This window comes from Clostridium transplantifaecale (assembly GCF_900626075.1).
In the GTDB taxonomy this organism is placed as follows: domain Bacteria; phylum Bacillota; class Clostridia; order Lachnospirales; family Lachnospiraceae; genus Otoolea; species Otoolea transplantifaecalis.
Genome location: NZ_UYZY01000006.1, coordinates 257,612 through 270,193 on the forward strand (window position 1 = coordinate 257,612; position 12,582 = coordinate 270,193).

At 48.5% G+C, this 12,582-nt stretch carries 12 protein-coding genes; 8 read left to right on the forward strand and 4 right to left on the reverse strand.

Annotation, left to right across the window (positions count from 1 at the left end):
• Window positions 1-86: 86 nt before the first annotated feature.
• Window positions 87-566: an acyl-CoA thioesterase gene (locus EJL91_RS20780; protein WP_125143873.1), complete on the forward strand. Its 480-nt coding sequence runs from the start codon at window positions 87-89 to the stop codon at window positions 564-566.
• A 267-nt stretch (window positions 567-833) separates the two neighbouring features.
• On the opposite strand, the gene EJL91_RS20785 is transcribed toward EJL91_RS20780, so the two are convergent.
• The gene (locus EJL91_RS20785) at window positions 834-2,570 is read right to left on the reverse strand and encodes a phospho-sugar mutase (RefSeq protein WP_125143874.1); all 1,737 of its coding nucleotides are present in this window, start codon (window positions 2,568-2,570) and stop codon (window positions 834-836) included.
• 81 nt (window positions 2,571-2,651) lie between these two features.
• Entirely contained in the window at window positions 2,652-2,924 is a 273-nt protein-coding gene (locus tag EJL91_RS20790; protein ID WP_125143875.1) for a hypothetical protein, read from the reverse strand.
• Window positions 2,925-3,745: 821 nt separating this feature from the next.
• Here EJL91_RS20790 and EJL91_RS20795 point away from each other — a divergent pair.
• From EJL91_RS20795 to EJL91_RS20815, 5 genes are all read left to right on the forward strand, one after another.
• Window positions 3,746-4,396, forward strand: coding sequence for a hypothetical protein (locus EJL91_RS20795; RefSeq protein WP_125143876.1), 651 nt, complete (start codon window positions 3,746-3,748; stop codon window positions 4,394-4,396).
• A gap of 1 nt (window position 4,397) precedes the next feature.
• Complete coding sequence (locus tag EJL91_RS20800) at window positions 4,398-4,865, forward strand: hypothetical protein (RefSeq protein ID WP_125143877.1); 468 nt, start codon at window positions 4,398-4,400, stop codon at window positions 4,863-4,865.
• A 23-nt stretch (window positions 4,866-4,888) separates the two neighbouring features.
• Window positions 4,889-6,313: an amidohydrolase gene (locus EJL91_RS20805; RefSeq protein ID WP_164516909.1), complete on the forward strand. Its 1,425-nt coding sequence runs from the start codon at window positions 4,889-4,891 to the stop codon at window positions 6,311-6,313.
• 88 nt (window positions 6,314-6,401) lie between these two features.
• Window positions 6,402-7,106, forward strand: a complete 705-nt coding sequence (locus tag EJL91_RS20810; RefSeq protein WP_125143879.1) for a DUF5058 family protein — start codon at window positions 6,402-6,404, stop codon at window positions 7,104-7,106.
• Between the two features lie 34 nt (window positions 7,107-7,140).
• Complete coding sequence (locus EJL91_RS20815) at window positions 7,141-7,818, forward strand: hypothetical protein (RefSeq protein WP_125143880.1); 678 nt, start codon at window positions 7,141-7,143, stop codon at window positions 7,816-7,818.
• Between the two features lie 7 nt (window positions 7,819-7,825).
• Here the strand turns inward: EJL91_RS20815 and EJL91_RS20820 are convergent, their stop codons facing one another.
• Window positions 7,826-9,172: a hypothetical protein gene (locus EJL91_RS20820; RefSeq protein ID WP_125143881.1), complete on the reverse strand. Its 1,347-nt coding sequence runs from the start codon at window positions 9,170-9,172 to the stop codon at window positions 7,826-7,828.
• 236 nt (window positions 9,173-9,408) lie between these two features.
• Window positions 9,409-10,386, reverse strand: coding sequence for a protein kinase family protein (locus EJL91_RS20825; protein WP_125143882.1), 978 nt, complete (start codon window positions 10,384-10,386; stop codon window positions 9,409-9,411).
• Between the two features lie 304 nt (window positions 10,387-10,690).
• Between EJL91_RS20825 and EJL91_RS20830 the strand changes: the two genes are divergently transcribed.
• Window positions 10,691-11,101, forward strand: a complete 411-nt coding sequence (locus EJL91_RS20830) for a MarR family winged helix-turn-helix transcriptional regulator (protein ID WP_243125498.1) — start codon at window positions 10,691-10,693, stop codon at window positions 11,099-11,101.
• A complete protein-coding gene (locus EJL91_RS20835; RefSeq protein WP_125143884.1) occupies window positions 11,091-12,491 on the forward strand; it encodes an MATE family efflux transporter in 1,401 nt (466 codons plus the stop codon). The genes EJL91_RS20830 and EJL91_RS20835 overlap by 11 nt, the downstream gene beginning before the upstream one ends.
• Window positions 12,492-12,582: the final 91 nt, after the last annotated feature.

Sequence of the window (12,582 nt, forward strand, 5' to 3'; positions counted from 1 at the left end):
CTTTAAAATAAAACGTCTTGCCAATTCCCCACAAAAGGCCTTATACTGAGTCATAACATTTTTTCATCCAGAAAGGGGCGTTCATTATGGAACAGAAACTTATGCGGCACGTAGCGGATTCCGCAGTGACACAGACACAGATTATATTAAACAGCCACATCAACGGGGCAGGACGGCTTTTCGGCGGACAGCTGATGGAGTGGATCGACATCGTAGCGGCTGTTGTAGCCCGCCGCCATTCCCACTGCAACCAGACCACCGCATCGGTTGACAGCCTTCATTTTAAAGAAGCCGTCCATCTGAACGACACGCTCATTCTTTTGGGCAAGGTCACCTATGTGGGCCACACGTCCATGGAGGTACAGGTGGACAGCTTTGTCGAAGCGCTGGACGGAACCCGGAAACTGGTCAACACTGCCTTTTTTGTCATGGTCGCGCTGGATGAAAATGATCATCCGACAGCCGTTCCCGGCCTGATTCTGGAGACAGAGGAGGAGAAGGCGGCCTGGGATGCCGGAAAACGCCGGAACGATCTGCGCAAACAGCGCCGGATCGAAAATTACTAGAGCGTGTTTGAAAATTACGTTCCTGTGACTGAGAAAGAGTCCGGTGAGCCGGACTCGCGCGCCGGGCGCGGCCGCATAGCGGCATATTACATTTTCGCGCGAGTGCGCATCCTGCCCGGAGGGCTTTTTATTCTATTAGGAGAGTTCGTAGAATTCTCCTAATAGAATAAAAAATCTGCTGCAATGAGAATATTCACCGGCCCTTATGCCAGTTCATATTCACAATTGCAGCAGACATTCAAGTTCGGGCGCCGCCCGCCATAATCTCTACAGCAGCTTATTCACCGTCTCCATCACCGCATCCCCAAGCTTTGCGGATTTTTCATTCGCATCCTCCAGAGATGTGCCTTTGACGCCGTAGTAGAATTTAATCTTCGGCTCGGTTCCGGACGGTCTGACACAGAGCCATGCATTATCTTCCAGATCATAGTAAAGCACGTTGGAGGACGGGAGGCCCGTCGGCTTCACGGTTCCCGAGGCCATGTCTTTGATTGTGTCTTCCTTGTAATCTCTTGCGGATAAAACTTTATAGCTGCCGATAGCCACCGGGGTATTGGCCCGGAAATATTCCATGATTTCCTGGATTTTGGCCAGGCCTTCAATTCCTTTGAGGCCGATGGACTGAACCTCGTCTTTGTAGTATCCGTACTTCTCGTACATCTCTACCATGGCATCCCAGAGGGTCATGCCTTTTTCTTTATAATAAGCGGCTGCCTCACAGAGCGCTGCCGTCGCCGAGATAGCGTCCTTGTCACGGGCATAGGTGCCGATCAGGCAGCCATAGCTCTCTTCCATTCCAAACAGGTAAGTTCCTTTACCCGCCTTCTCGTTCTCGAGAACCTTCTGGCCGATCCACTTAAAACCGGTCAGGACTTCCACAAGCTCCGCGCCGTAAAAGCCTGCCACGGCATCCACCAGGTTCGTGGTCACGATGGACTTAACCACCTGGCCGTCCGCCGGGATCTCCCCTTTGGCCTTCTTCTGGCTCAACACATACTCACAGAGAAGGGAACCGGACATATTGCCGGTCAGAGGGATATATTCCCCTGATTTCCCATCTTTTACATAAACGCCGAGGCGGTCCGCATCCGGATCCGTAGCCAGTACGAGATCGGCGTCTTTCTCCGCCGCCAGCTTAAGGCCCAGTTCAAATGCCTCTTTTGCCTCCGGGTTCGGATAACTTACAGTCGGGAATTCTCCGTCCGGAAGCTCCTGCTCCGGCACCACGTATACATGGGTGAATCCAAGTTCCTTCATTACACGGCGGGCAGGAATATTGCCGGTTCCGTGAAGCGGCGTGTACACGATCGTAATCTGATCCTGCATCTTGTCAATGGCTGCCTGGTTTACCACCTGCGCTTTTACCTGCGCTATGTATTTGTCGTCAATCTCCGCGCCGATAATCTGGTATTTACCGGCTGCTTTGGCGCTCTCTTCGTCCGTTGTCTTCACGGTGGAAAGATCGGTGATTGCCATTACTTCGTCTGTTACTCCCTTGTCGTGAGGCGGTGTAAACTGTGCGCCGTCCTCCCAGTATACTTTATATCCGTTATATTCCGGCGGATTGTGGCTGGCAGTGATATTGATTCCCGCGATACAGCCCAGTTCCCGCACTGCAAATGACAGTTCCGGGGTCGGACGGAGTGATTCAAACTTATACGCCTTAATGCCGTTGGCTGCCAGTGTGAGGGCTGCTTCTTCGGCAAATTCCGGGGACATGCGGCGTGAATCAAACGCAATTGCGACTCCCTTGCCGGCCCCTCCCTGCTTGATGATATAATTAGCCAGTCCCTGTGTAGCCCTGCGTACTGTATAAATATTCATACGATTGATTCCTGCGCCAATGATACCGCGAAGGCCTGCCGTACCGAATTCCAGATCCATGTAAAAACGCTCTTTGATTTCATTCTCGTCATCAGCGATTTTTCTCAGCTCTTCTTTTGTTGCCTCGTCAAAGTATGGATTATCCAGCCATTCTTTATAAATTTTCATGTAATCCTTCATAATTATCTCCCATCCACTGACATATTCTTATTGCTGCATTCTAACTACAATTATAGTCTATTTTCACGAAAAAATAAAGATTTAATTGAGAAATGAGGACGCCGCCGTCAGGTCGGGGGCCGGGGTGGTGAGAGGGATCGATGCGTCTTTCGTCCCGGGCGTCAGAGTGTCGTGGGCGGGGAATCCGGGCAGAAAAAGTTCCTGCGGGAAACGCTTTCGCTCATTGGAGTACATAATGGTACTAACCTCGAAAAGACCTCGGTAAGTACCAATGAACTCCCAGGTTCCCTCCGGAATCTTTTTCTCCCTTCTTCCCCGCAGGAAGGTTATGGCCGGGACGAAAGACTTAGCCAAGACGCTGCCCGGCCCCCAGCCTGCGGCGGCTGATCTGTCCTCTTTCTTCAAGAGGGGAGGCGCTTGCCGCTGCCACTACGTTTCTCAGGATGCCTAAAAACTATATCCTGTTCACTATGAAACTGTGTAAGATTATAATCCTATAGTGTTTATTCTGATACTCTTTTTATGCAGCCCAAAATGCCGTTAAAAATGTAAAAGAATCACGATTATATAGTGGACGCGACAATACCATTCCCCCACTTGACGAAAGAGACAATCAGCCCCTGAAGCCGGCGGACGGGGCAACAACCTTCCCTGAGTCTTTAGTCCCGTCGACAACCTGCCCGGGGAAGGAAGGAGAAAACTTTCCGAAGGGGACCTTGGAATCCGCCGGTGCTTGCTGAGGTCTTACACGAAGCTAGCATCCGCTGCGCATTACACAAGCGGGAGCGAGTCCCCGTAGGAATTTTTTCTCCTGGATTCCCCCTCACCACACCCTGCAAACCAGGACTGAAGACTCATAAACAACCTCTCACCACCCTGTCCGCCGTCTTACAGAGGCGTCCTCGCATCTCAACTAAATCCCTAATCTTCGTAGTATTGCTCCATTCCACGCCCAGTAACCTATCCTTCAAAAGTTTGCCACCATACCTCCGTTCATAGATAATTGCATATTCAAGCTCTCTCAAAATTTGCCACCATATAGGCGATTTCGTCTCTAAATAGAACAAAAATAAGTCTTTTCATCACCCCAAAAACCAATTATAATTATCATCATACATATGCGGGCCGCAATTCGAATGTAAATTTATAAAAATTCAGAAAGTGAGGACGGTTGTGTGAAAAAAGAGAAAAAAGATGGCGTAGGATTTAAAGAGTATTTAGTGTTTCTGCTTGGATTACTGTTTTTCTCCGGGTTATTCCAGAAGGGACCCGGACCATTAAAAATACTTGATCTTCAAACATATCTGGGCCAGTTCGGAACCATAGTGGAAGGGGCTTCCCCTGGCATTCTCGGTTCGGGCGGTTACGGCCTGAAATATATGTTTCTTCAATCACTGACTATCGCACCAGGCATATTTTTTGCTGTAGCCGTAGTAAACGTGGTTGACTACTACGGCGGAATGAAAGCTGCAGGCAAGCTGCTTTCACCCATACTTGGATTTCTTATGGGAGTTCCGGGAGAAAGCTCCCTGGCCATTATTGCTAACCTGGAAACAACAGACGGGAGTACCGCCATCGTCAAAGAACTGTATGAGAACAAAAAAATCACCTCCGACCAGCGGGATATCCTGTCTTCCTATTTGTTTACCGGAACCGCCATCATTGGTATGATGGTCAGCTATGGTATATGGTTTCTTCCCCAACTGAAATTCGGCCAGGGAGCGGTATTCCTCGTAGTTATCGTAATGAAATTCGTATCGGGAAATATGATGCGATTTTACCTGAAATTTGCTAATAAAAACAAAGTATCCGGGGAGGTAGAATAATATGGACGGCAGCGCAGTTAAGGAAAAACAGACTTTTATTGAAGTTTTCATGGCCGGCGCCCGCAAAGGCGTTCACATGTGGCTGAATTCCAATGTCCCAGGCATTGTATTATCGGTTTTAATCATGCGGATCGTTGAAGTTACAGGTCTTATGACATTTCTAGGGAAAATTCTCGGTCCTATCATGAGTATTTTCGCATTGCCCGGTGAAGCGGTCGTTCCCTATCTCACCTGCCTCATCTCAATGCCGGGCGGCTGTCTCAGCGCCGTCACCCTGCTCAACGACGGAATTCTTACCGCCGAGCATGTCACCATTCTGTTGCCAATGCTCATGTTAACCGGCAATGCGGGGGCAATCGGAAGAATCCTGGGCGTAACCGGCGTAAAGGGCAAATCCTTTGGCGCATGCTATATCATCATGATTTTATGCACCATCATCGCAGGTCTTATTATGAGGATTATCGTATAATGTAAAAGATGGAGGAAGAAAGAATGGGAATCACAACGGAGAGCTACAAAGAGATTATAACGAAATGGTTTGAAGAAAATGAAAGTAAAATGACGGACTTGAGCGACCGTATATGGGAATATGCAGAGACCCTGTTCCAGGAATTCCAATCTGCAGCTTTATTAGAAGACGTGTTTGAACAAAACGGATTCACGGTAACAAAAGGCGTGGCAGGCATCCAAACCGCATTTGTCAGCGAATGGTCCAACGGCCCCGGCCCGGTCATCGCGCTGATCGGCGAATATGACGCTTTGCCTGGTCTGGGCCACAAGATTTCTGATAAAAAGGAACCTACAGGAAAGGCCGGTCACGGCTGCGCCCATAATCTGCTTGGTGTGGGCAGCCTGTCCACCGCTCTCTGCCTGAAACAGGCGATGACCGAATTGCACGTAACCGGTACGGTAAAATACTTCGGCTGTCCTGCGGAGGAAGGCGGTGCGGCAAAAGTATTCATGGTACGTGACCATGTTTTCGATGGAATTGACGCCATTATCCGCTGGCATCCCCAGAATATTTCTTATGTAAGCGTGTCACCGTGTCTGACACATTATTCGGTTAAATACATTTTCCACGGCAAAGCCGCACATGCCGCAGTCTCTCCTGATGCTGGAAGAAGCGCCCTTGACGCCGCAATTTTGATGGATGTAGCCGTAAACTACCTGCGGGAGCACGTCTCATCGGATGCGCGCATTCATTCTGTTATATCAAACGGGGGAACTGTTCCAAATATTGTACCCGATTATGCCGAAATCTGGTACGGCGTGCGTGGGCAAAAGAAAGCGGATGCAGATGAAATATTTGAACGAATGAAAAAAATCGCGTACGGTATGGCAATGGCAACTGAGACCACCGTAGATATAAAGGTCCTCTCCGCCTCCTCCAGTACACTGCCCAACAAGGTTCTGTCGAAAGTGGCGCTTAAAAATATGCACGAAATCGGAGCGCCTGTTTTTACGGAGCAGGAAAAGCTCTTTGCAAAAAAACTGAACGAAGGAATCAGCACAGCGGCCAAGGCAAAATCCATGGTAGTCCATGGAGTCACAGATCCGAAGCTGGCTGAACTCGACTTGCATGAGGGCATTTCCGACAACCTGCTTGAGAATGTAAAAGTATCTCCTTATTCCACCGACTCAGGGGATGTCAGTTGGATGGCCCCCATGTGCCAGTTGTTTATCGCCGCCCAAACCATTGGTTCGCCAAACCACTCATGGCAGCAGGCGGTATGCGCCGGTATGAGCATTGGACATAAGGGCATGATTTTTGCTGGAAAAGCGATGACAATGACGGCGATGGATGTTCTGACACATCCCGAAATTTTGGCCGAGGCAAAGAAGGAATTCGACGAGACCATCCGCGTATATCCATATACCTGTCCCCTTCCCCAGGATGCCGTTCCCGGAGAAACGTAAACTACACAGACTTCACCGAAGGGCTCCCGTATGAGAAATGACGGCGAGTCCTCCTGTGAATTACCGATGAGATAAGGAGCTATCGTTTATGACACCACATGATGAAGTTCTACAAGTAGCCAACAGCTTTCCCTCGTGGATTATCAACCTCTCTATGGTATTTCTGATATTTTTGCAGACTTTAATATTTGCCAGGATCAGTCTGCGCTACCGGGGTCAATTCGGTATTACAGGAGTGGAAATTAGAAAAGCCGTCAAGTCCGGAATCATTACTACGATTGGACCGGCCTTATCCGTATTCATCGTAGGCCTTGCCCTGATTACCCAAATTGGCGCTCCCCTGTCCCTCTCCCGCCTCAGTGTGGTGGGTAATGCAGTCTATGAGACTACTGCTGCGGAAGTCGCCGCATCAACTCTGGGTACGAGCATCAATTCCGATACATACAGTCTGTCTGCCTTTACCTGCTCTGTCTGGGTTATGAATATCGGCGGAGCGCTGATGATTCTGCCTCATCTGCTGTTTCTGAAACCATTTTCCACGATGCGCCAGAAAGTGAATCAGCGTGGAAATCTGGGTAAGATAATCGGAATTTGCGCCTCTCTCGCCTCCTTCGGATACTTCGCTCTTGATTATTCTATCAAGGATATGAAGAATTTTGTGGCAGTTGGTTCTGCCGCCCTATCCATGTGGCTGCTAACCTATCTGGGAAACCGCTGCAAAAAGACCTGGCTTAAGGAGTGGGCAATGGCGCTCTCCATCCTGATCGCCATTACCGCTGCAAGTATTATCTGATCAAAAAACGAAAACCGGAGAGGAGCTGCTATCTATGGATGAGTATACAAGGGATTATTATAGGAAAGTACAATTTTGGGGAATGCTTACACTGGCTCTCGGAATAGTGAGCTGTTTTTTATACGGTCTCTATCTGAGTTTTGTCAGAGGTTATCATCCCGGCTGGGATAAAATATTGACCAGCCTGTTGAGTATTGGGGCAATCATGGGACATAACTGGATCGCCGTGGCCGATACCATGACATATATTCTGCTTATGGGACCGGCCGCATCCTATGTATCCGTCCTGTCGGGCAATGTAAAGAATATGAAACTTCCCAGCGTCTTGTCAACCCTGGCCTCACTGGGAATCGAACCCGGCACGCCTAAGGCCGATATCCTCTCTACTTTTTGTGTAATTGCTTCAACCGTGGTCAACACTCTGTGTTTACTCCTCCTTGCAACCATGGGCGGCACCCTGCTGAAATTCCTGCCTCAGAGAATATTCGGCATGATCCAGTATATCGTACCGGCAATGTTCGGCGCTATCTTTACCCAGTTTGCACTGATGAACTATAAAGCCGCCGCAGTATCCCTGGTAGTCGCTGCCGTTATCATCAATATTGGCGGAATCCCTGTTTTTTTAAAGACGCTTTCCACCATCATCATCACCATTATACTGTACCTTACGCTTCAAAAGCTTAAGAAGCAGGAGGATAGGGAAGAGCCGTGATCTGGGTTCAGATTTTAACCGTAGGATGAGGACTAAGTCCCATCCTGCTCAGTATCTCAATATGTCTTTCCGTCAGCTTGGAATGGAAATGCCGGGTCGTGACCCCGTTTGAAATCTTTGCAGACACGATGTCGTCTAGTTCATTAAACACATCCTCTGTGCTGAGTCCAAGCGGCGCGGCACGCTTTTCTATCGTGTCCGAAAAAAGGAAACTCAGAAAGTAAATGTTTAATATCATGTGGCATAAGAGATCATTGCTCATCTGCGCATACAGGTAGTCCAGATCAATGGGTAAAAATATCGTGTAAAAATAGTTCTGTATCTTTTCCGTGTGAAAATATAAATCCAATATTTTCCGTGCACCGGCGTCGAGATTTGTTACCAGCACGTCCCGGGGCTCCCTGGCAGATTGTAAAAGCTCCTCTACATATCCTCCGGTCGGGCGGATTACAATGATTTGCTTTCCTTCAAAGAGCTGCGATTTATATCCGATATCTCCGTGTACGGTGAAATACCCGCCCGAAGACACAAAATCACCGACGCACCCTGCATCCTGAAAGAAAAAGGAGGCCTCTTCTTTTTTGAGCTTATAAATATATTTTATTGCACATGCTTCAAAATTTCTGCATGCCTTTAGAATCTCTAAATTGTCGCAGATAATCACATCAGAATCAGAAAAAATATCATATTGGTTGAAAGCCGGAAATTTCAGAATCTTGAAATTTACAGGCGTCATATCTTCCGTGGTCAGCGCGGAGACTACGACATTTTCAGGAATATTCTTTATATTTTTATTCATGCACAGGTTTACGTAGTTGTACTTTAAGGAACTGTCCGTATTTACGACGCTCGCCAGACTTTCACATATGATGGTGGTATCATTTAGCAGCGCCGCCGATGCTCTGATTGACTGCTTATTTACATTCTCAGAATTGGGAACGTGAACCGCCTTAATCCAGTCGTCAAACCGCATCGCCTCATCGTGATTCGTCGAATAGTACGCAACCAGTGCAAAAACAGCATCGACTGTGGACAAATCTAAATTTTTATAGTTTGCGATGTCAACCAGCAGTCTTCTAATCCCCGTCTCCTCAAACAGATACTTAAGAAGCAAAACACCCCCATACCTCTTGACCGGAAGTAAGCTTATCTCCTCCATTTTCAGGGAATCATATGTGCCAGACGAAACAGAAGCTACCAGCGCTTCCACCGTTTCCATGTCGAGCCGATCCATCCTGCCCAGATTTGCAATCACCTTATGTCGGCTCTTCCCTCTGACGGATGTACTCTGCACGAGTTGAATATATGTATAATTCCCCTTTTGAGTTTTGACTGTCGTTTTTTTTATCCACATGCACGTCTCCCCCTATCCCTCAGGTTCAGCATACAGCGGCGCTTTTATTTTGTCAATGTTGTAGCGTCCCATGCCTAGAAAGACCAAGACGGCGTTTTCCATCGGTTTACTGCAGTGGAACGTTTTGCATCATTTGATTGACATGAGTCTTCAATCCTGGTGCGGAAGCTGCGGGACTAAAGACCCAGCCAATTCCCTCCCGGCCGTTTGGGCGGCGTCCTCATCCGCTCCCCACCTTACCGGATCCTTTTCAGAAATTCGTTTCTGTCCTTCTGCTGTACCTCCAGGTTCTGAAGCTTCTCCACATTTCTAGAAGGAATCCAGGCCTTGTTCGCATTATAATAGAAGTTAAGCTGTTTCCAGTATTTTTCAGGATAAAGGAACAGATAATAGAGATATTCCCTCTCCTTGGCGTCCATCTTAAGGACCCTGTCGTAGGAATCCAGAAGACGCATCCCCAGTTTCATATTCCATCCATGTTTCTCCATAGCCTTTCTGATAAAATGATACAGATCCGCCACCTGGACGCCCAGATGCATTTTATTAAATTCGATTACTGCCGTGTAGCCGGGTCCCATCAGGATGTGGTGCTGGTTCAGCTCGCCGTGGCACAGGTAATGCTCCGGCGCTCCCGTCTCGCTCACCATCTTTCCCAGTCCCTCACGGGCCTCCAGGGCCTGTTCATAAAACATGGAGAAATTCCCCATCACGCAAAGCTCAAAATCCGTTTTTTTGCGTTTGGAGCTGATAAAATTCCTGGTGCGGCGCAGTTCCCTGTTGTGGCGCTCCATTTCCTCTGTCATTGGCTCGGCCAGAATGGAACCCAGATTCCACTCCTCCTTTGCCTCTATCTTTCTGAGGGTCTTATGGAGACGGGCAATCTGCGATACGGCGCCTATAATCTCCTCTTCATCCCGGATGTTGCACTCACGGTCTGAAAACCAGTCCTTCACCACATAACGGCTGCCGTCTCCGGCCGTCGACATCAGTTCACCCTCTTTATTTCTGATATACTGATCCACAAAACAGCTCCCACTCGCCTTAAGTGAACGGAGCACTTCCTCCTCAAACTCCAGGCGTTTTACCGTCCCTTTATATTCACGGAGCAGCTTCAGCCCTTTGTCGGTTTCACAGACCCAGGCACCCCTGCCTCTGCGAAACGCCTTAATTTCCAGTTCATATTGCTCTAATACTTCTGTATTTCTGTCATTCACGCTTCACCCCTCCAGACAACTTTCTTTTAAGCTACTTCTAGGGTATGTTCTCTTTTGCCCAAATATGTACCGGACATGCCTTTAATTCAGAAATGGGATCACGGACAGATGGGTGACGGCCCGGACTGTTTACTTCATCGCATATGCCCTCATTTCTTCCATTTAGTTTCCTGTTGACAAACGGAATAAAAGGTATTATAGTTTATTTTTGAACAGTTTAAAAATAAACTTTATTGATAGGGAGGAAAGAAATTTGCTGGCTTCACCCGGAAGATTTTTTGAAAAATTTCAGAAGATAGATAAGATGTACCGGAGGTTTTATCAGTATGAACTGGCAGAGTACCAGTTTACGCCGAATGAGATTGCCGTCATCTTATTTTTGCACAACAATTCCCCTGAGTTAGATACGGCGACTGACATCGTCCGCTGCAAGGGAATCTCCAAGGGCCTGGTGGCCCGTTCCGTAGACTCACTCTTTGCCAAGGGCTATCTGGAAACAGTCCGCGAGCCGTCCGATCGGCGCATTGTTCATCTGAAGCTCAGTGAAAAGAGTCTGCCGATCACAGAACGCATCTCCGTCAAACAGAAAGAAATGGCCCGGAATATCGAGCGCGGTATTTCTCAGGAGGAGCTTCGCATCACATCGGAAACTCTGGATAAACTTCTTGTTAACACCGAATTATTATTAAAAGGGAGAGAGAATCATGCAGAATAAGTTCACATCAAAGGAAGCCGGTTCCGGCATCTCGAAGGAGGCCGATTTAGGCCACGACAACATCGGAAAACTTCTGCTGAGCCTGGCGCTTCCGGCTATCCTGGCTCAGATAATTAACGTTTTGTACAATATGGTAGACCGTATGTATATCGGACACATTGAAAACATAGGCCCCGACGCACTGACCGGAGTGGGAGTGACGATGCCGGTTATCATGTGCATCTCGGCTTTCGCGGCCCTGGTCAGCATGGGCGGAGCGCCCCGCGCCTCCATTATGATGGGAAAAGGGAAAAATGACCAGGCGGAAAAGATCCTCGGTAACTGTACCTCCATGCTCCTGATTATCTCGGTTGCGCTGACTGCGCTCTTCCTGATATTCGGGCGCTCTATCCTGCTGATGTTCGGCGCCAGTGAAAAGACCATTGTCTATGCCTGGGCCTACATGGAAATCTATGCCTGCGGCACCATCTTCGTCCAGCTGGCCCTTGGCCTGAATGCATTTATCAATGCGCAGGGTTATGCAAAAATCGGAATGATGACGGTCGCCATCGGAGCCATATGCAATATCATCCTGGACCCGATTTTCATTTTCGGTATGGGTATGGGCGTGCGCGGAGCCGCATGGGCCACTATCATTTCACAGGCCGTATCCTGTGTCTGGATCCTCAAATTTTTGACCGGTAAAAAGAGCCTGCTGAAAATCAAGCTCCAGAATATGAAACTGGACAGAAATATTATCGTCACCTGTGTCTCTCTGGGCCTTGCGCCGTTTATCATGCAGTTCACCGAGAGCGTCCTCTCCGTCTGCTTTAATACCAGCCTTTTGAAATACGGCGGAGACATCGCGGTCGGAGCCATGACAATCCTGATGAGCGTGATGCAGTTCTCCATGCTGCCTCTCCAGGGCCTGACACAGGGTGCGCAGCCGATTATCAGCTTCAACTACGGAGCGGGCAATATCGACCGTGTTAAAAAGGCGTTCCACCTTCTCCTGCGTGTTTCCATCTGCTACTCCACTCTTTTGTGGGCAATCTGCATGTTCACGCCAAGAGTTTTCATCGCTATCTTCACCAGCAATGCGGATTTAACGCAGTTTACCGTCTGGGCAATGCGGGTTTACATGGCCGCATCCCTGATTTTCAGTATTCAGATAGCATGCCAGCAGACCTTCATTGCCCTGGGTAATGCGAAGACCTCCGTCTTTCTCGCCCTGCTCAGAAAAGTTCTGCTCCTGATTCCTCTTATCTTTATACTGCCGCAGTTCTTCAGCAACCAGGTGCTGGCCGTATTCATCGCTGAGCCGATTGCAGACATCATTGCGGTGAGCACAACGGCGCTTCTCTTTACAAGAGAATACAAAAAGCTGGGAAAAATTGAGGAGGCCGCCTAAATCCGGGCCTGAGCCGCCGCCTCCGTATGTTTCTATACCGGGAAACAGGAACTTCTCCTGTCTTCCCGGTATTTTTGCATCCTGCCGGTGC